This window comes from Yoonia sp. GPGPB17 (genome assembly GCF_037892195.1).
In the GTDB taxonomy this organism is placed as follows: Bacteria; Pseudomonadota; Alphaproteobacteria; order Rhodobacterales; family Rhodobacteraceae; genus Yoonia.
Genome location: NZ_JATACI010000002.1, coordinates 922,481 through 941,403 on the forward strand (window position 1 = coordinate 922,481; position 18,923 = coordinate 941,403).

At 56.1% G+C, this 18,923-nt stretch carries 21 protein-coding genes, 1 tRNA gene and 1 pseudogene; 6 read left to right on the forward strand and 17 right to left on the reverse strand.

The window, feature by feature from the left end; genetic code table 11:
* From proB to QTO30_RS05050, 7 genes and pseudogenes are all read right to left on the reverse strand, one after another.
* Entirely contained in the window at positions 1-1,107 is a 1,107-nt protein-coding gene (gene proB / locus QTO30_RS05020; protein WP_340422922.1) for a glutamate 5-kinase, read from the reverse strand.
* The gene (gene obgE, locus QTO30_RS05025; RefSeq protein WP_340422924.1) at positions 1,095-2,144 is read right to left on the reverse strand and encodes a GTPase ObgE; all 1,050 of its coding nucleotides are present in this window, start codon (positions 2,142-2,144) and stop codon (positions 1,095-1,097) included. Before obgE ends, proB begins: the two co-directional genes overlap by 13 nt.
* Before the next feature lie 38 nt (positions 2,145-2,182).
* A complete protein-coding gene (locus QTO30_RS05030) occupies positions 2,183-2,683 on the reverse strand; it encodes a GNAT family N-acetyltransferase (protein ID WP_340422926.1) in 501 nt (166 codons plus the stop codon).
* A complete protein-coding gene (locus QTO30_RS05035) occupies positions 2,673-3,188 on the reverse strand; it encodes a GNAT family N-acetyltransferase (RefSeq protein ID WP_340422928.1) in 516 nt (171 codons plus the stop codon). Before QTO30_RS05035 ends, QTO30_RS05030 begins: the two co-directional genes overlap by 11 nt.
* Positions 3,185-3,727, reverse strand: a complete 543-nt coding sequence (locus QTO30_RS05040) for a GNAT family N-acetyltransferase (RefSeq protein WP_340422929.1) — start codon at positions 3,725-3,727, stop codon at positions 3,185-3,187. The genes QTO30_RS05035 and QTO30_RS05040 overlap by 4 nt, the downstream gene beginning before the upstream one ends.
* A 130-nt stretch (positions 3,728-3,857) precedes the next feature.
* Positions 3,858-4,129, reverse strand: a pseudogene (gene rpmA / locus QTO30_RS05045) (50S ribosomal protein L27).
* A gap of 11 nt (positions 4,130-4,140) precedes the next feature.
* Positions 4,141-4,842 carry a 50S ribosomal protein L21 gene (locus tag QTO30_RS05050; RefSeq protein WP_340422930.1) on the reverse strand — a complete coding sequence of 234 codons (702 nt, stop codon included), beginning with the start codon at positions 4,840-4,842 and terminating at the stop codon, positions 4,141-4,143.
* 176 nt (positions 4,843-5,018) lie between these two features.
* Here QTO30_RS05050 and QTO30_RS05055 point away from each other — a divergent pair, with 176 nt between their 5' ends.
* Positions 5,019-5,366, forward strand: coding sequence for a hypothetical protein (locus QTO30_RS05055; RefSeq protein WP_340422932.1), 348 nt, complete (start codon positions 5,019-5,021; stop codon positions 5,364-5,366).
* On the opposite strand, the gene QTO30_RS05060 is transcribed toward QTO30_RS05055, so the two are convergent.
* Together QTO30_RS05060 and QTO30_RS05065 are read right to left on the reverse strand one after the other, a co-directional pair.
* Positions 5,363-5,767, reverse strand: a complete 405-nt coding sequence (locus tag QTO30_RS05060) for a hypothetical protein (protein ID WP_340422934.1) — start codon at positions 5,765-5,767, stop codon at positions 5,363-5,365. The genes QTO30_RS05055 and QTO30_RS05060 overlap by 4 nt on opposite strands.
* Positions 5,768-5,839: 72 nt before the next feature.
* Positions 5,840-6,673 (reverse strand): hypothetical protein, encoded by an 834-nt coding sequence (locus tag QTO30_RS05065; protein WP_340422936.1) that lies wholly within the window; start codon positions 6,671-6,673, stop codon positions 5,840-5,842.
* A gap of 144 nt (positions 6,674-6,817) precedes the next feature.
* Between QTO30_RS05065 and QTO30_RS05070 the strand changes: the two genes are divergently transcribed.
* Positions 6,818-6,907: transfer RNA gene (locus QTO30_RS05070), tRNA-Ser, on the forward strand.
* A 253-nt stretch (positions 6,908-7,160) separates the two neighbouring features.
* Here the strand turns inward: QTO30_RS05070 and QTO30_RS05075 are convergent.
* A complete protein-coding gene (locus QTO30_RS05075) occupies positions 7,161-7,988 on the reverse strand; it encodes an acyl-CoA desaturase (RefSeq protein WP_340422937.1) in 828 nt (275 codons plus the stop codon).
* A gap of 168 nt (positions 7,989-8,156) precedes the next feature.
* Between QTO30_RS05075 and QTO30_RS05080 the strand changes: the two genes are divergently transcribed.
* Complete coding sequence (locus QTO30_RS05080) at positions 8,157-8,471, forward strand: metalloregulator ArsR/SmtB family transcription factor (protein WP_340422939.1); 315 nt, start codon at positions 8,157-8,159, stop codon at positions 8,469-8,471.
* 173 nt (positions 8,472-8,644) lie between these two features.
* Here the strand turns inward: QTO30_RS05080 and QTO30_RS05085 are convergent, their stop codons facing one another.
* The 7 genes from QTO30_RS05085 to QTO30_RS05115 form a co-directional block, all read right to left on the reverse strand.
* Positions 8,645-9,028: a hypothetical protein gene (locus tag QTO30_RS05085; RefSeq protein ID WP_340422941.1), complete on the reverse strand. Its 384-nt coding sequence runs from the start codon at positions 9,026-9,028 to the stop codon at positions 8,645-8,647.
* Positions 8,994-10,127, reverse strand: a complete 1,134-nt coding sequence (locus QTO30_RS05090; protein ID WP_340422943.1) for a type IV pili methyl-accepting chemotaxis transducer N-terminal domain-containing protein — start codon at positions 10,125-10,127, stop codon at positions 8,994-8,996. Before QTO30_RS05090 ends, QTO30_RS05085 begins: the two co-directional genes overlap by 35 nt.
* A gap of 353 nt (positions 10,128-10,480) precedes the next feature.
* Positions 10,481-11,518 (reverse strand): phosphate ABC transporter substrate-binding/OmpA family protein, encoded by a 1,038-nt coding sequence (locus tag QTO30_RS05095; protein WP_340422944.1) that lies wholly within the window; start codon positions 11,516-11,518, stop codon positions 10,481-10,483.
* Positions 11,481-12,080, reverse strand: a complete 600-nt coding sequence (locus tag QTO30_RS05100) for a hypothetical protein (RefSeq protein ID WP_340422946.1) — start codon at positions 12,078-12,080, stop codon at positions 11,481-11,483. Before QTO30_RS05100 ends, QTO30_RS05095 begins: the two co-directional genes overlap by 38 nt.
* Positions 12,081-12,527: 447 nt before the next feature.
* A complete protein-coding gene (locus QTO30_RS05105) occupies positions 12,528-14,051 on the reverse strand; it encodes a tripartite tricarboxylate transporter permease (RefSeq protein ID WP_340422947.1) in 1,524 nt (507 codons plus the stop codon).
* 3 nt (positions 14,052-14,054) lie between these two features.
* On the reverse strand, positions 14,055-14,552 hold the full coding sequence (locus QTO30_RS05110; protein ID WP_340422948.1) for a tripartite tricarboxylate transporter TctB family protein: 498 nt from the start codon (positions 14,550-14,552) through the stop codon (positions 14,055-14,057).
* 72 nt (positions 14,553-14,624) lie between these two features.
* Entirely contained in the window at positions 14,625-15,608 is a 984-nt protein-coding gene (locus QTO30_RS05115; protein ID WP_340422949.1) for a tripartite tricarboxylate transporter substrate binding protein, read from the reverse strand.
* Between the two features lie 120 nt (positions 15,609-15,728).
* On the opposite strand from QTO30_RS05115, the gene QTO30_RS05120 reads away from it, so the two are divergent.
* The 3 genes from QTO30_RS05120 to QTO30_RS05130 are packed head-to-tail and all read left to right on the forward strand — an operon-like array spanning position 15,729 to position 18,792.
* The gene (locus tag QTO30_RS05120; protein WP_340422950.1) at positions 15,729-16,391 is read left to right on the forward strand and encodes a response regulator transcription factor; all 663 of its coding nucleotides are present in this window, start codon (positions 15,729-15,731) and stop codon (positions 16,389-16,391) included.
* Entirely contained in the window at positions 16,388-17,785 is a 1,398-nt protein-coding gene (locus QTO30_RS05125) for a sensor histidine kinase (RefSeq protein ID WP_340422951.1), read from the forward strand. Before QTO30_RS05120 ends, QTO30_RS05125 begins: the two co-directional genes overlap by 4 nt.
* Positions 17,755-18,792 (forward strand): ABC transporter substrate-binding protein, encoded by a 1,038-nt coding sequence (locus tag QTO30_RS05130; RefSeq protein WP_340422953.1) that lies wholly within the window; start codon positions 17,755-17,757, stop codon positions 18,790-18,792. Before QTO30_RS05125 ends, QTO30_RS05130 begins: the two co-directional genes overlap by 31 nt.
* Positions 18,793-18,923 lie beyond the last annotated feature (131 nt).

An 18,923-nucleotide genomic window follows, 5' to 3' on the forward strand; every position in this document is an offset into this window, starting at 1 on the left:
CTACAGCACCATATCGTCGCGATGCACCAATGCAGCGCGCCCTTCATAGCCCAGTACTTCAACAATGTCAGCCGACCGGCGGCCCATGATTTGGCGCGCCTCGGCACTGGTATAGCGGATCAGGCCCTGCCCCAGTTGCAAGCCATCCGCATCCACAATCGCCACCACCTCGCCACGGCCAAAACTGCCGTTGATCTGTGTGACGCCAGCAGGTAGCAGGCTTTTACCGCGCTTCAGGGCATCGGATGCCCCTGCATCAACCGTCACGGTGCCGCGCGGTTTCATTGCCGAAATCCAGCGTTTGCGCGCCGCCTGTGGGTCCGTTTGTGCCGTGAACCACGTGGCAGGCGCCCCGTTTTCCAGTTTGCCTAAGGGATAAAGCTGCGTGCCAAGCGCGATAGCCATCGCGCAACCTGCATCGGTCGCGATCCGGGCGGCGATGAGTTTGGTGATCATACCACCCTTCGACAGGCCTGACCCTGCATCGCCAGCCATCGCTTCAACCTCTGGGGTGATTTCATCCACGATATCAAGATGTTTTGCGGCTTTCTTTATCTTGGGGTTATCCGTGTACAACCCATCAACATCAGACAGCAATATCAGTTGATCCGCCCCGACGGTCACAGCTACCTGTGCGGCAAGCCGGTCATTGTCGCCATAGCGGATTTCGTCGGTGGCGATCGTGTCGTTTTCATTCACGATGGGCGTCACGCCAAGGCCCAGCATCGTCTCCATCGTGGCGCGACTGTTGAGGTAGCGCCGCCTGTCCTGCGAGTCTTCAAGCGTCACAAGCACTTGACCCGTGACGATGCCGTGTGGCGTCAATGCCTCTTCATAAGCACGTGCCAATCGAATCTGACCCACAGCGGCGGCCGCCTGTGATTGCTCGAGCGCCAATGAGGTCAACGGTAGTCCCAAAATACCCCGTCCCAGTGCAATGGACCCCGATGAGACAATGATCACATCGGTCCCACGCGCTCTGATCCGCGCGACATCGCTGGCAAGCGATGTCAGCCAGTCCTGACGCAATGCACCGGTTTCGGCATCCACCAGCAAGGCAGAGCCGATCTTGATGACAAGACGTTTGGCGTTACTCAGGGCTGCCACGGCGCGGCCTCGCCCTGGTCCTCCTCCACCGCTTTGCGGTGGCGCAGGCGGTTGTCGTCAATCTCTGCGCGAAGCGCACGCAGCACCTCTGGGATACCTTCGCGGCTGACACCCGACATCATCATGACCGGGCCATTTGCAACGGCCGCGATTTCGTCGCGCAGGAATTCACGTTCTTCATCGTCCAACGTGTCGATCTTGTTCAGCACGGTGATCCGCGGTTTTTCCGCGAGCTCACCACCATAGGCCTCTAACTCGCCGATAATCGTGGTCAGATCGCCAGCCGGATCACCCGAGGTGCCGTCAATCAAATGCAGCAGCACCGCGCAGCGCTCCACATGGCCAAGAAACATATCGCCAAGACCCCGTCCTTCGCTGGCCCCAGCGATCAGGCCAGGGATGTCCGCAACCACGAATTCAACGTCATCAATCCCGACGACGCCCAAATTGGGAATAAGCGTGGTGAAAGGATAGTCGGCGACTTTCGGGCGCGCATTCGATGTTGCCGCAAGAAAGGTCGATTTCCCTGCATTCGGCATGCCCAACAGGCCCACATCCGCAATCAGTTTCAGGCGCAACCAGATCGTGCGTTCAATCGCCTCTTGCCCGGGGTTTGAACGCCGTGGCGCTTGGTTTGTTGATGTCTTGAAACGCAGGTTGCCCCAACCGCCATTGCCGCCTTTGGCAATCACGATCTTTTGGCCAACTTCGGTTAGGTCTGCGACAACGGTTTCTTCGTCTTCATCAATGATTTCAGTACCGACGGGAACACGCAGCACCTTGCTGTCGCCATCCTTGCCGGTCCGCTGGCTGCCCATCCCATGCTGGCCGTTACCTGCAAAGAAATGTTGTTGATAGCGAAAGTCGATCAATGTGTTCAGACCCTCAACAGCCTCGACCACAACATCGCCGCCCTTGCCACCGTCGCCCCCATCAGGGCCACCGTATTCCATAAACTTCTCGCGCCGGAACGAGATGCAGCCCGCACCACCGGCACCAGACCGGATATAGACCTTTGCAAGATCGAGGAATTTCATGTGTCTGGCTTTCTGCGGCTGTTCAACAGCGCGATAAACTACTGTGCGGTGGTTCTCAAGCGGTCCCATGTGGCACGCGGCAGGCGATATTGATGCACCACGGTCGGCAAGCGGGTCGGACTGCGGGTGTAGTGCGTCTGCCAATGGACAAAACCACATTTGCGCAGAACGGCTGCCGATGGCGGGTTATCTTCCCAAACCGAGGCTTTCAGAACCGGCCAGTCATGTTCGGCAAAGGCGTGCGTGATCGCATCATGCGCAACATTGGTGGCGATGCCCCTGCCCTGCACCTCGGGCGCAAACATATAGCCAAGTTCACCGTTGGTGACAGCCATCGTGCCAATCACGCGGTCATTTTCACAGACGGCCCAGATGAACCCGTTACCATCATAAGGTTTGCATCGGCCTCGTGTGAATGCCTCTTGCGGCGGCCATGGCCAACGGCCCAATTGGCGGACAACCGACCAATGCGAAACCATTGCATGAAGATCGGCGAAGTCATCCGCGTTTAAAAACCGATAGCTCAGGTCAGACATCATACTGACCTTGCCAGCGTTGACGTGAGAGCACCATTTGTCGTCCGGGCACTTCTTCATTGCGGGCCTTGGAAAAATGCAATTGCGCGCCAGCGTCGACAAAGCCCAGTTTTGTCAGGACATGTTGCGAAGCCGCATTGCCATCGAAACAACTCGAGGTCAGTTGATCAGCATCCGTGGTTTCAAAATAGTGGTCCACAACCGCTTGCGCCGCTTCCGTGGCATACCCTTTGCCCCAAGCGTCCTCGGCCAGCCAATAGCCAAGCCCGTCATCGGCGGCGATGGTTCCAACGAAGTGATCCTCCGCCCAGATGAACCACGCAACAAACCGACCCCGATGGCATTCGTTGATGAACCACTTCGCATCCGTCATCCCATAAGGGAACGGCACAACCGTGAGCCAACGGCTGACGGCGATGTTGTTCAATGCTTTGGTCACGACCCGGGCATCCCGCGCCGCCGGTGCGCGCAGGATCAGCCGGTCGGTCCGCAATGTCGGGACGGTCATGACCCCAGTTTGAGCGTATAGGTCCATGTGGGCACTGTGGCATTGCGTGAGACAGAGAACGCCTCTGCATCGCCCAGATAGTCAAAACCGCAGTTGGTCAGCACACGCGCTGACCCCGGGTTGTCCTGAAATACCTCGGCAAAGATACGGTCAGACTGGTGCGGATTGGCCGCAATCAACGTACGCACCGCTTCTGTTGCGAAGCCCGTGTTCCAGAATGCAGGCGCAATCCAATAGAAGATCTCGGATTGGGCGCGATCCATACGTTCAAGACTGATCAGGCCCAATGCCTCCGCATGTCCATGGGCAGAGCCATCAATGACCCAGACATCTTCGGTGCGTTCAGCATTGCTGGCACGTTCGATCATCGCCTCAACCGACCCAGGAGGGAGCGGATGTGGCATGGCGCGCGTACCACGGGCCACACGGTCATCACCGGCATACATCGCAATCAGGCCCGCATCCGATTTACGGCAAGGGCGCAGGACAAAGCGCTCTGCTTCAATGGTCTCTTGTACCGTAATCTCTTCATGGCGCATTGCTTTCCCTCCTCGAAAACAACTCCGTCTTGATCCACCCCTTAAAGCTACATGGTGGCAAAACTATGAATAAAAAGGGGGACCGGTTATCACCGATCCCCCAAAATTTCGTTACCTTGGAACTCTCGGCTTATTCAGCGGCCTCCGCCACTGGGAGAACCGAAATAAAGGTGCGGCCTTTCAGGCCTTTATGGAATTTGACTGCGCCATCGACAGTTGCAAAAATCGTGTGGTCCTTGCCCATGCCGACGCCCATGCCGGGCCACATCTTTGTGCCACGCTGACGCATGATGATGTTGCTTAAGCAACAACAGCTTCGCCGCCGAATTTCTTGACGCCAAGACGGCGACCGGCAGAGTCGCGTCCGTTACGGGATGAACCGCCTGCTTTTTTATGTGCCATTTGGTCTCTCCTTAGCCTTTAGCGAGCTCAACCGCTTGCGCGATCCAGCCTTCACGTTCGATACGGCCTTTGAACGACAGTTTCTCGTCCATAGCAGCCACATCAGCTTCCGTCCATGCCGCGATCTGGGCGAATGTTGTTACGCCAGCTTCAAGCAGCTTCTTTTCCAATGCCGGACCAACGCCTGACAGCTTCTTCAGATCGTCGGCGCCAGCAGCCGCCTTTGGCTCTGCTTTTGCCTTCGGTGCTGCTTTCGCCGTTGGCTCAGCCTTTGGCTTTTCCGCCTTCGGTGTAGATGCACGCTCAGCCGCAGCAGCGGCCTTCTTGGATGTTGGCGCACCATTTGCACCAGTCACATAGGCCGTACCAGCACCGGACACAGCGGCCATCACACCGGACTTGTCCGCACCTTTTTCAAGGATTTCTGCAATCCGGACCAATGTCAGTTGCTGACGGTGGCCTTTGGTGCGCTGCGAGCTGTGCTTACGACGGCGCTTGACGAAGTTGATCGTCTTTTCGCCTTTGATCTGGTCAATCACCTCAGCCTGGACGCCAGCGCCAGCAACCGTTGGTGTGCCCACTGTAGAGCCGACCATCAACACTTCGTTAAATTGAACTTTGTCGCCTGCTTTCGCTGCAAGCTTTTCGACACGAAGTACGTCGCCAGAGGCCACTTTGTACTGCTTGCCGCCGGTTTTGAGAACCGCAAACATCTGATCTTCCTTTATCTTTCGCGTCTCTGAGGCCCCGGTTCGATCCGGCGTTTGGTACCTGTGGACAGCGCGCCCTTGGGCGAGTTTTCGCATATCACCCTGCAAAAGCCTTGCAGAGATGGCGCTATATCTGACCAATGCAGGCATAAGTCAACATAAAAAGAAGGGAAAACCCCATGCGCTGGCCATTGATCACAGTTCTTTTCGCCGCAGGTTGTTCGCAAGACGCCAACCACCTCGGGAACCCGCTGATGTTGCCCGTCTCGGGGGTCAGCACAGTGATCGGCAATGCTGCTTATGAAAAGCGGCGGGGCGAGGTCGAACTGGTCGTCAAATCGAACTATGAGGCGATCAAAACCGACATCCGCGCAGGCGGTGGGCCGATCCTGACCAAAGCGATGGATGCGGCAGGCATTCCAGAACGCGACCGCCCCGCCCGTATCATTCAACTGCAATCAGATATGGGGCTGTATCAGACAACACCCGGCGCTTTGGTCACAGCCCTGATGGTCTATGGTGGTTAGAAATCGGCCAGCAGGCTGTCACGTTTGGCCACCAGATCCCAGAATGCCTTGGATTTTGCAATCTCGTCAGCCAAATCAGTGGGAATGCCACGTGCGATCATGCGGTCATACATGGTCTGCGGATAACCCGGTGTCACCGGTGGAACGCTGACCATTGCGTTGATGTCCGCCGGAATGCCCACGGCCTCTGGCGGGCAACCGCGCGTCGGATCGCCACTCACTTCACGACCTTCTGCCTCCAGCTTGGTGACAGCGGCAAAATAGATCGTGCATTCTGCCTCTAACAGCTGGGCCTGACGCGGATCATCGGCGGGCAGATCGGGTTGTGGCGCAATGGGTGCGGTCTGATCACAAGCGGCAAGCAGGCCGACGGCAAGAACGGCGTATTTGAGAGAGGTCAATTGGGGGCATCCTGATCAATTCGAAGGTCATGTCAGAATAGCTGACCATCCGTCAATGCCAAGGGGCGAAGATCAAAGTTCCTGACTAATCATAAACCGGGATGAGGCCAAACCCAACCCACGCGACACATCATCGAACATCCCGTCAAATGCAGTAAACAGCGCATCACTCATATCTTGCCCGGCATCCGTCCTGGAAAAAGCGATGTAAGCTGTAAGTTCCTCATCCGACAGCGGCTGATAGGCCATCATCAGGAAAGAATAGACCCATTCGGTTGTCTCATTGCGCACATCCGGCTCTTGCGCCCAGACGTCTTGCAACGCGGTCTCGGCAGTCACACCGGCAGGCATTGCCCCGCCATCAATCAGACCGGTGTAGAACGCATAGCTTGAGTTGAGTGCCCCAACGACATTTGCCTCAATCAGATCGTTCACCTCGACAAACTCCTGCACCATCAGATAGCGTGGTGTTTGATCCATCATCGCGATGGCTGCGTTTTCCTTGCTGGCTTCTTCCACCGCATCGTCCAGCAATGCGCGGCGGGCGCTGACTTCCAGCCCGACGATCTTGATACCCGGCTCCGATGTAAAGAAAGCGAGCATCGCATCTATGTCATCTCCTGCGATAGCCTCGCCAAAGGCGCCGCGCACCTCTTCATACATCGTTTGGGTGTCATAGATGGCTGAAACGGCCGCGCCCCATTGTTCTGACGAGCCGCCGGGCAGCATATCCGCAGCCAATACCTCGCCGTAAGCCAGCCCCTCTTCGCGCATGATTTCGATCATCTCGGGCATCGCCAGCGCCTTGAGCAGCGCATCAACCTTGGCGTCATCGCTTGATTGCGCCCAGAGCGGAGCACCCGCCATTGAAACGGCCAGGGCAAAAGAGGCAGTAAAGCGGATCATGGTCGACCTCATCAAGGATGCGTTGACTGGTAGTTATGCACCCCGCCCCGGCTTTGCCAAGAGCGTGCACGGAATTGTCAGACGCCACAGATTTCGCCCTTGCACCGGAATGCGGCACACAGTACCACGCCGCACGATCCCCGCGGAGAGGTGCCGGAGTGGTCGAACGGGGCGGTCTCGAAAACCGTTGTGGGTGCAAGCCTACCCAGGGTTCGAATCCCTGTCTCTCCGCCACCATTCCTATCCTTGTGTTTCAATACTCAGGAACGATCACCGACCGTCGTCATTGAACACCCTAGAGAAGCCAATGCCGCTGGAAGAGGTTCTCCACTAAGTTCGGATGTTTTCGTAGGCGCTGTGACACGCATCGGGACTGAAATCCGCGGCGCTTCAAATGACGGCTTTGAGCCCAGACTTACCGATGCTGCACAGTGTACCAAAGTCCGCTTTGCCTCTGGGCAACATCGGATCAGGCGTGCTTTCGATCTTAGGATGTCTGCGGAACTCCCATGTTTTCGGGCTCTAACCTTTTGAGGCCGTCGCGTTCGGGTAAGTCTTCTGGTTCGCGGATTCTGTGCGCCAAACCAATAGCCGCGAGCGACCTTATGAACCAATAGCCTGGGTCCAGTTGCCCCTTTTCGATGCCAAGTCTGGCTGAGTGCGGGAATGCGTGGTGATTGGAGTGCCAGTTTTCGCCGAAGGTGAGTAATCCGAGACCAGGTAGGTTGTACCCCTGAACTGGCAGGCCTTCGACGGTCCATCCTTGATGTCCGCCTCTATGCGCAAAATGTCCAACCAACCAGTGTCCGCTCAAAGAAACTGCTACGCGCAAGCAAACTCCCCACAACACAAACTCAACACCACCGATCAGAAATAGTGGGACGGCCACGACAATTTGTTGTGCCATCCAATGCCGTTCAATCCACTGATATACGCGGTCATTTGCAATCTCTGGTTCGATTTCAAATTTTGGTGGATGGTCCAGATCGAACCGGCAATGCATTTGCCACCATGCGTCCTGCCAAAAACCCGCGCCATGGCTTGGATGAGGAGGACAGACAGTTTGGCGTTGATGCCAGTCCCGCATGTCATGTGCTCGGATCATACCGAACGGTCCCGCCATACCGACCAGCGTACCAAGCCAGACGAGCATGTATTCCAGCCACTTAGGCGTTTCGAATGACCTATGAATGAGGAGCCTGTGCATGCCCACGGAATGTCCGGCGCAAACAGTGATTGCCGTTGTTGTCAGAAATACAAGACACCCGCTCCAACTCGGTGTCCAGATGATCGCGAGGACACCTCCCATGAGCATAAAAAGGAACCATATCGACTTTATCGCATCCCAGCGAATGGTGCCTTGTGTCGCGTCGGTATGACTTTTGGGATGTACACGTTCTGTTGAGTGCAGGCGCATCTTGAATACTCCAGTCAAAACATTTACAGTATTAGATATATAACTAATAAGTTAAAAGGTGAACTCATGTCAAGCCCCGACAAGGTATTCGAAGCTTTGGCTTCTACAACGCGTAGAAGGATACTAGCGTACCTGTCCGAAGGCCCGTTATCGGCTGGAGCCGTTGCCGAGCGGTTTGATATGTCGCAACCGGCTATTTCCAAGCATTTGTCAATCTTGGAGTCCGCGGATTTGATCTGGAAAAAGCGGGAAGGCCAGTTTGTGAACTACGGAATGAAGGCGGACAACTTGGGCGGCACCCTTGCAAAGTTCATGCAAGAGGTTTGTCCACCCAGCCGAGCTTTGAAGGCCGAAAGGCGTGCCGAGAAAGACAAAGACTAAACAAGACTTACGCGATTGAGTGACAGTGAAAACTGACCTTCGCGCAACCGCAGCGAAAGCCCGCACAAGACATACTCCTGTCCTATTGCTCGGCATATAGGTTTCAAAACAACGAAGCCGCAGCAAAAAAGCGAGCCCCGCAAGGCTCGCCTTAGTTATTGTTCTTAATCTGATTACATCAGGTTTTGCACGTTGATCCCGAAGGTTACCGCACCAATCACTTCTCCGGTGGCCGGATCCGAAATCGCGAGTGAGGCCTGCGACTGATAGAAACCGGTACTGTCGTCGAATTCGACTTCGCTGATGTGCAGCGCATCTGGACCAACAGAGTAAGTCTGTTGCCATTTCGCCTCGTCACCCTGCCAATAGTCGGATGTCTCAACGCTTTGGGCGACGTTAAGGCCCTTATTATCCATGATGAACACTTCGGTCACAAATCCCGCTGTCGCATCCTGCTTGTCCAGCAACCAGGTCGAGACGGCCGTTGTCAGCAGTTTTTCAATCAATGGGCCGCCACCATCGCTAAGCCTCTGCGCGCCATTGCTGATCCAGCGCAATGACTTCATCCTCAGACAATCCGTCGTGAGCGATGTTTTGCGCCTTGATCGCGTCGATCAAAGCTGGCTCCGTCAACCACCCTGCCAGCTCATCGCGTGCGTAAGCTTCAAGCGGGATGCGGTAAACACCATCCTGACCGGGCGTTGCAATCAGATACAGCGTAATGGTGTTGTTCATCGCTACCGAAAGCGTCTGCGTCAGGGCAGCAGCGGCATTGACCATGTCCGCGGTTGGCACCTGACCGGCAATCGCAGCATCAAAAGCACTCCGTTCGGCCTGCCAGAGTTCGAATGTGCTGACCAGACTGTCCCGAACCGCATCATTCGGTGGCGGGTTCACCCCGGCGGTCGCAAAACCGTCGCGCAATGCGATCAAAGTCTGCTGAAACAGATCAACCGTTTCCTTCAACCCATCCGGCGTTGTCGCCTGACCGGTGCCTGTTGCCAACTCACACATCTGCCGCGTCATACGGTAAGCCAATGCACGCTGGCGGATCGCGAAGTTCAGTACCGTTGCGTCACTTTGCAAAAGTTGCTGCGGATCAGAGTATTGCCCGGAAATCACAGACGCCAACTGTTCAGTTTGGTCAAACAGGGCGGCATATCCATCGTTGATAACCGCAGCATCGTCTGCTGACGCTGGCCCGTTGGCCATCGTCTTGGCCGCCGCTTCCATCGGCTCCCAAAGGGCATGGGTTTCATTCAACGCGGTCAATGTCCGTCCGCGTTGTTCCGCACCAGGCATACCTAGCGCAGGGTTTCCATTCACCAACCCATCAATGATGCGGTCAAAGTCGGAATAGGATCGCGCCAATTCGGCTTGCGCTGTCTCAACGCCAATACCGCCACTTGCACGGCAGCTGGCTGAAGCGACAGCCTCGGTCAACGATCGCAAACTTGCGGAACGACTGACGCGGGCCTTACCTCCTTTATAGAGCGAGCGGTCGATGGATTGTGCGGTGGCGGTGTCGGGGCTGAGTACACCCAATTCGGGCATCGCAACCAGCGCCAGTGCTACACAGAGTGATTTTGAAAGGGCACGCCCGGACGGCGCAGCGCGGCGCGGGGTGTTTGCGGGGGTCGTCATTCCAGTTTTCATGCCATGAATCCTATCATGCTTTTGTGTTAAGCCGTATCGTTGGCCAGTGCCTTTGCACCTACAGATCAAGCAAAAGGACAAAATACGATCCTTGGGCTGATCAAACCAATTTGGGCAAAACCGGTTCTTCGTTGTTAGCGGACGACTTTCAGAGGCTAGAAAACACTTTCAACGGCGACGCACAGGAACTGAATACACTTAACAAAAAAGTCGAGTGAAAGCGGTTCTGGGACGAAATTGCTGTGTCATCTTACTGAGGTCAGTCAAGTTTATACGCAGTCGACTTCACTCTTTGTCAGTCCGGTTATTCGGTTTGGCGATACGTGCCTACGAAACACGTATCGCCATTGGTCTTAGCTCTCGATAGATTTGGAAATCCATACCTCGACGCGGCGGTTGATACCACGGCCACGCTCAGAGACGTTGCAGGCCGATGGGGCGATTTCACCGTAGCCAGCCGTCGACATGGTGACGTTGCTCAGCGACCCACCTGTAATGTTGCGCATCTCGTCCATAACCGCGGCTGCTCGTTGTTCGGCAAGGCGCTGGTTGGCGTCAAATGCACCAACATCATCGGTGAAGCCAACAAAGGTAACTTCGGTGCCATCAGGAACGCGCTCAAGGAAAGCGATCAGACGCTGCATGTCCAAACGACCACGTTCATCCAATTTGGAAGAGCCGGTACGGAAGCGGAAGGTTGTCGACAGACGATCATGCTCATCCATCTCGGCCAGCATATCACCCATGATTTCGCCTTCGAAACCAACGTCATAGCGTCCCATTTCTGCGATCAACGCAGCACGGCGCGCGTCGCCCTCAGCCTGGCTGCGACGCAGGATGCCAAGATCGATAAAGCCTGATTTGCCGATCACAGCGTCCGCTTCATTCGACATTACGAAATCAAGGAACTGCTGCGTTGAAGCATTCAGATTGTCAGCGCGGTTGTACAGATACATCCGGCGGCTCAAGGTGTATTCCTCGGTCTTGGCCGAGAATGCATCAGGCGTTGTCGCAATGCCGCACTCGTTGATCAGTGTCAGAGGCTTCGCACCACGCTGGAAGGCGTAGCCAAGATAGCCAATGGCGTTGCGGTCGTGGAATAGAACGTTCGACAAAACCTGATCGTCTGGTGAGATACCCTGCGGACGGAATGCGGGGCGCTCCTCACCATAGAGGAAGTCCATGAAGTATTCGTAGCTTGCAGAGCCCTCTTCCTGAGAGATCACGTTGATCGGGCGATCAGGGCCGCCTACCTCAGACCAGTTTGTAATCTGACCAGAAAAGATACCAGCCAGTTGGTCTTTATCCAGCTGCTGAACCGGGTTTTCCGCGTGGGTCACAACAACCATACTGTCAACGGCAATGATGTGTTCCTGGTTCGGGCTGACCATGCTGCTCGGCACCGTCTGCACGCAGGGCACGCGCTTCGTCAACTGTAATGCGGCGAGACGACATGCCGATGTTTGCTTCGCTTGCCAGAAGCGCCTCAAACGCGTTGTTGTCGTTTGTTGTCGACACCAGGTAGGCACCGATCTCATCACCGAAGCCGCCATCGTCGATCAGTGTTGCAACTGTTTCGCCTGCGGACGCGTTGGTCAGTTCTGCGTCAGCGTCAAGCGCCGCGGCAAAACCTGTCATCAGCAATGGCATCATACCTTGACCGATTGAGTCAGACCCTACGATGGTTACGTCTGCTGAAACGCCTTCGAATGAGGGGCATGCCGCCCCTTCGCAAACCATACTGCTGGCCGCGATGCGCAGCTCGCCAAGTGCGGTTCGCACGATGTAGGTGTCATCGCGAAAGTCGATGAATTCGCCGGTCACGTTAATCGTGCCGTCTGTTGATCTCAGGGTGACTTCTGCAGCGATACCTGCGGAAGGCAACAAGAGCCCGGATGCCAGCGCGATTGCCGCTGCCGACGTTTTCAGTTGTTTCTTGAGATTGAACGCCACTGTTTTCTCTCCTACCTAAATTACTATTGTGATTGGCCCGCTACCTACGACCCAGATAAAACCATCAGAAACCGGCACATCGCACCTGCTTCCCTTGCACTTGGAAACAAAGCGGGCAAATTGGCGAAAATTGTGTCCAAATATTGTTTCTTTCTAAGGCATTTCTTGGCGCGGCGGCCCGCAAAACAACGGGTAGGCAGTGGCGATGACCGCTAAAGAACCTGCAGGATTCAGGTCTATTGTATTGATTTTGTGATCATTATTTCAGCAGGTCGCTGAACCCATCGCAAATGAGGGCTGCCGTTGCGCAGCCTCTATTTACGAGATCAGCGCCTTTCGAATGAATATGCCGACACATTTGTTTCCAAAATGCGAACGAGTGCTTAACCACCTCTGCACGGTCGCGAGTCGGCCACGCAGCGCCCCTTTTGCCGCCGCTTTATCGCTTCAATCGCCGTCTGCCACGCCTTCAGCCCGTTTGCGCGCACGCCGCGCACGATAGCTTGGCAACAGCACCAAAAGCGCTGCCAGTACAAGCAAGCCAAGTGTCATGGGTCGCTCGACAATAAAGTCCAGACCACGATAAAGCTGCATCGAACGCGCAAAATTGTCCTCGAGCATCGTTCCCAGGATGAACCCAATCAGAAGCGGTGCGAGCGGGTAATCCGCGAACCGAAAGATCGTTGCCATCACCCCAAGGCCCACCAGCAACAACAGTTCTGTTGCATTGTTCTGCCCGATGTAGGCACCCATCAGCGTGAAGAACAGAATAAAGGGGATCAGATAGTTGCGGGGGATCGCGAGAATCTTGGCAATATAAGGGATCAGCGGCAGGTTCAGGATCAGCAATACAAGATTGCCGATGAACATGGATATAATGACGGCCCAGAAGATCTCGGGCGTGTCGGTCATCAGGCGGGGACCGGGCGTGACATTCAGTGCGATCAATGCACCTAGCAGGATAGCTGTGGTGCCCGAGCCAGGAATACCTAGCGTCAGCAATGGCACGAACGAACCCGTACAAGCGGCGTTGTTTGCCGTCTCTGGTGCCGCGAGGCCTTTGACAGAGCCTTTGCCAAACTCCTCCTGCTCGCCACCCTTGGCAATGTTGCGCTCTACCGCGTAGCCAAGAAAAGACGCAATTGTTGCCCCTGCCCCCGGCAAAACGCCGATAAAGAAACCCTGTACGGATTGACGCCCGATCACCGGGATCATCGCCTTTCCCTCTTCGCGAGAGAACCGTAGGTTCGTAATCTTATTGCTGCCGCCTTCGGCATTGCTGGCCCCGCGTGCCGGGTTCAGAACAAGGAACATCGCTTCAGGCAAAGCAAACATCGCCATCGCCAGCGTGATAAAGCTGATGCCTGATTGCAGGTCCATCAGGCCCATCGTGAAGCGGGGCATATTGAACAATGCGCCCTCGCCGACCGTGGCAAGGATCAACCCAAGCACCGTCATCATCAGCGCCTTAGCGACCTGGCCCGTGCCTGCAAAGGCTGCGATTGCGGAGAGGCCCACCACCATGAGCGCGAAATACTCGGCGGAATGGAATAGCAATGCCACGGACGACAAAGCAGGCGCAAAGATCATCAACAGGATCGCCCCGATTGTACCGCCTGCGAAACTTGCGACGGCGGCGATTGTGAGCGCCTTACCCGCCTGCCCCTTTCGCGCCATCGGATAGCCATCAAAGCTGGTCGCGACCGTCCCGGCCACCCCCGGCGCGTTCAGCAAAATGGATGAGGTCGAACCGCCAAAGATGGCCCCATAGTAGACGCCTGCCAGCAGGATCAGAGCCGCAGCCGGATCACCTAATGTGATCGCCACTGGGATCATGATCGCGATGATGGACATCGGGCCCAACCCGGGCAGCATCCCGATAAATGTGCCGATCAGACACCCGGCGACCACCATAAGGATGTTCTGAATGGAGAATGCGGCCTCAAGCCCAATAAAAATACCTTCAAGCATCGCCTATATCCCCATGAAAAACGGAAAAGGGCGCAGGAAGATGCCAAGCACCTCTTGTACCAGATACCAGACAAACCCGGTCGCAAGGGCTGCGACTGGGATCATGATGTGAAACTTGCGTTCCCCAAGAATTGCACTACCGACGATCAGAAAAACTGTGGTCGAGATCAGAAAACCAGCGGGACGCAACATCAGCGCATAAAGCACCATAAGCCCCAGAAGCATCAGAGCTTGTCCGATCTTATAATCCCCAAGGCGGCGGTAGTTGATGTCCGTCGCACTTGGCTCAGCGTCCTTGTCCTCGGCCTTCTCAATCCCAAGCAGAACAATCAAACCAACGATGATCCCGAGAATGGCCAACACTTTGGGAAAGGTCGATGGCCAGACAGGGTTGCGTTGCATGAAGGGGGGAAGAAGCTGATCCATCGTAAAGAATGCCGCATAGCCATAGATGCAGCAAAACGTGACAAAGATCAGCGCGATCCAACGATCCAGCGCCATGAACGTCCCTCCCCGAAAACTCGTATGTGTTAGCCGCCCCGCATATGCGCGGAGCGGCCTTTTGGCTCCAGCTTACAGGAAGCCGAGCGTCTTCATAAGGTCACCGATCACCTGTTCCTGCTCTTCCAGGAAGCTGCGGAAATCATCGCCGTTGTTGTAGATGTTGACCCAGCCGTTGCGGGCACGTACCTCTTCCCACTCGGGCGTGTCGTACATCTTGGCAATGGCGTCTTGCATCATGGCCAGCTTGTCATCAGACAGACCGGGCGCTGCAAAGAAACCGCGCCAGTTGACAAATGTGGTGTCGAGACCCTGCTCTTTCATGGTTGGCGCATCTTCAAACGCGGCAACGCGGTCATCAGATGTCACACCCAGAATACGCACTTCGCCTTGTTGAGCCAGCGTGACAGCTTCAGAGAAACCCGTGGACAAAGCCTTGATTTCGCCAGACAGCAATCCAGCCATCGCAGCGCCACCGGCATCATATGGGATATAGTTGAACGCTGTTGGGTCTTCACCCGCCGCCTGCATCACGGATGCTGCGACAAGGTGATCAAGACCACCAGGAACCGAGCCACCGCCAACAGCAAAGTTGACACCATCAGACCGGTAGGCGGCAAGCAGATCATCCATAGACTGGATTTCGCTGTCTGTGTTCACGACAATCGCCGCATAGTCACCAATGGTGCCTGCAACCAGCGTCAAATCCCGGAAACTTTGCGGAAACACACCGGTCAAAGACCGGATCACGATCGGTGTCGAGTTCACCATCATGGTGTTCTGCAGCGAGTCCGCGTTTTCGATCAGGTGGGCAATTGCCACACCGCCACCGCCGCCGGACATGTTTTCATAAGATGCATTCCCTACAAGGCCCGCACCTGTCAGCGCCTCACCGGTGCCGCGCGCCGTACCGTCCCAGCCACCACCGGCGCCGCCAGGGATCAGAAAGTTAATCTCGTCCATCACCTGATGGCCATCCGCCATTGCGGGGTTTGCAAAAGCCAGCGTGACGGCAGCAGCCGCCATCACAACCCGGCGGGTCATGTTCATTGTCATCGGTATTCCTCCCATTTGACAGGCGGAGATTCCCCGCCCATGCTTCACTACCGCATGCCAAGCTGACACAAGCCTGACACGGGGCAAACACAATCGCAGGGGCGAAGGGAACACAAATCAATGCGCTTTTTGCTCGTTGAGGATAACATCGAATTGGGCGAAGCCGTGACTGCACGGCTTTCACTGGATGGGCATGCTGTTGACCACGCGAAAACGCTGGCCGAAGCCGATGCGTGGCTGGCCGTAGCTGACTATGACCTGATGCTACTGGACGTTATGTTGCCCGACGGCGATGGACGCGAGTTTTTACGCAAGACGCGCACGGCTGAGCGGTTGCCCGTCATCGTTCTGACCGCGCGCAGCCAAGTGTCAGATCGTGTAGATACGCTTGATTTGGGCGCGGATGACTACATCACAAAACCCTTTGATTTCGCCGAGTTAGAGGCCAGATGTCGCGCAGTTTTAAGGCGACGCGGAACACCGACGCCAGCGCTTATCCCTTTGGGTGACGCACTGTTTGATCCATCGGGCGGAACACTCAGCCATGCAGGCGAAATCAAACCTTTGCGGAACCGCGAATTACGACTGTTAGAGGTTTTTGCCCGCAACAAAGGGCAGATTCTTTCGAAATCCCAGCTTTTGGACCGTCTCTTTTCGCAAGATGCCGAAGTTAGCGAAAACGCCATTGAGGTTTATGTTGGCCGCCTGCGCAAACGTTTGCTTGCCGCAGGCGTTGAAATCGAAACCGTGCGCGGCGTCGGCTACCGGATGACATGGACATGAGCGAAACCGCAAGCGGGCCTTTTTGGTGGCGGTCCATCGGGCAACGCCTGACGATCCTTTTGGCAGGGATCGCGGCGGTCTTGGCAATCCTGTCATGGTGGATGGTCACGAGCTTTGCCCGTGAAGCGGCCGAGCGGACGCAAGACAACGTATTGGTCGCGTCGGCCACCACAATTGCCGAGGCCTTGCGCAGCGAACAGGGGACAATCTTGCTCGAACTCCCCTACTCTGCCTTCGCAATGCTGGATGCCATCGGCGAAGATCGCGTGTTCTATCGCGTCGCCGCAGACGGTAAAACGCTGACCGGTTATGATGATCTGATCCCACCCAGCACCCCAGAACGCCCCGGTGATGTGACCGTCCGCACCATCGATTATCGCGGTGATCAGGTGCGCACCGTGACGGTCAGACGCACGGTACTGGCAGGACAACAACCCGTTCCGGTTTTGGTGACTGTCGCGCAAACCCGAACGGGGGTCGAGGCGATTGGATCGGGGCTGTCCAGAACGGCGGCAGTCTTGTCCGTCGCACTCTTTATTCTCGCCGTTGGTTTGGGAGCCTTCGCCGCTGGCAACGCCCTTCAACCACTTAACAGCTTTGCGCAGGCGGTCACCCGACGCGGGCCATCTGATTTGCGCCCTTTGCGGCGCCGGGTGCCCGATGAACTTTCACCTCTTTTAGTGGCACTGAACCGCCTGATGGAACGTTTGGGTCAATCGATCCGCCGTTCGGAAGAGTTTATCGCCGAAGCTGCGCACCGGGTGCGCACACCATTGGCAACCGTGCGTACCCAGGCAGAAATTGCGCTGCATACCGTTGAAAAGGATGACGAAAAACAGATGCTGCGCCAGATCATCCGCGCCGTTGACGAAAGCTCGCGCTCGGCAAGTCAGCTTTTGGATCATGCGACCGTCAGCTTTCGGGCGGATGCATTGGCACAAGACAGGATTGACCTTGCAGAATTGGCCGCACGTGTGACAGAGGGGCTGCAACCAACGGCAGAAATGAAAGATATTGCCTTGCGACTTGATGCAAACGGCCCCGCAATTGTGTCGGGTGACGCGATCCTTTTGGAAAGTGCGCTGCGCAATGTTCTTGATAATTCTGTCAAATACTCACCAGCGGAAACCGAAGTCGCGATAACACTTGATCGTTTGGACGGCAGCCACTGGCGGCTGGTCGTGCGCGATCATGGGCGGGGGTTTTCGGCAAGCTCGCTGCCCGAATTGACGCAGCGGTTCAAACGTGGCGGCAATGTCGACATGGTCGTGGGCTCTGGCCTTGGCCTGACAATCGCCGAAGAAGTGTTGGACGCCCACGGTGGCCGCCTGGAACTCACCAACCCAACAGACGGAGCAGGCGCATGCGTTTCACTGATCTTGCCCGCAGCCTGATTGCAGCGCTCGCGCTAACGGCCCAGGCGGATGCCATCGCTGCGCTGGAGCTTGAGGATCAAAGGTTTTATCCCGGAAGCGGCGACACAACCATCAAGGTGATTTCCACCGGTGATCTGGATGTCTTCGAGCCATTCATTCAGCAATTCCAGACTGAGAACCCAACAATCGGAATTGACTACTTTGTGACGTCCAGCGCCACCTTGCATACAGCCATCAAGGACGGTGCCATATTCGATGTCGCAATTTCCTCGGCAATGGATTTGCAGTTTCAACTGGCCAATGATGGTACCGCGCAACCCTATACCTCGCCGGTGACCGAAGCCCTGCCGGTCTGGGCGCGGTGGCGCAATCAGGTCTTTGCCTTTACCGCCGAACCTGCCGTCGCCGTCATCTCAAGTGATCTTTTTGCCGGTTTGGACCGCCCCACAACCCGGCAAGAGTTGATTGCCCTTCTACGCCAAAGCCCTGAGATCTTTGAGAATGCGATTGGTACATATGATGTGCGCACCAGTGGTCTGGGATATCTGTTCGCCACACAGGAAGCGCGCAATTCCGATACATTCTGGCGGCTATCGGAACTGATGGGCACACGCGGGACCAAGCTTTATTGTTGCTCAGCACAGATGATCGACGATGTGGCCTCTGGCCGACTGACGCTGGCATACAACGTGTTGGGGTCATATGCTGCTGAAAGAATTGCGCGCGACGACCGTTTAGAAATCCTTGAGTTGGAAGACTACGCCACGGTCATGCTGCGGACCGCTCTGATCCCCGCAACCGCCACCGAAACAGAAGCGGCGGGATTGTTCCTAGACCGGCTGTTGCAAGAGGGCATGCGCGAGGCATCTGCGATCTGGGCCCTGCCCCCTTTGGGTGCCGCAGATACGCCCGAGGCCCGTGCCTATGGGCCGATCCGTCTTGGGCCAGCATTGCTGGTCTACCTTGACAAGCTGAACCGCGACGCATTCCTGAGGGCCTGGAGCGACGCGGTGGTGCAACCCTGAAGCCGTATCGTCTGCGTTGGCATCACACGCATGTTGTAGCACCGGCAAAGGGCGCGACAGCTTGCTGAACTTACGCACAGCTGACATCGCAGCAGGCTAATATCAAAACCCTAGACAGAACTGTCTAAACT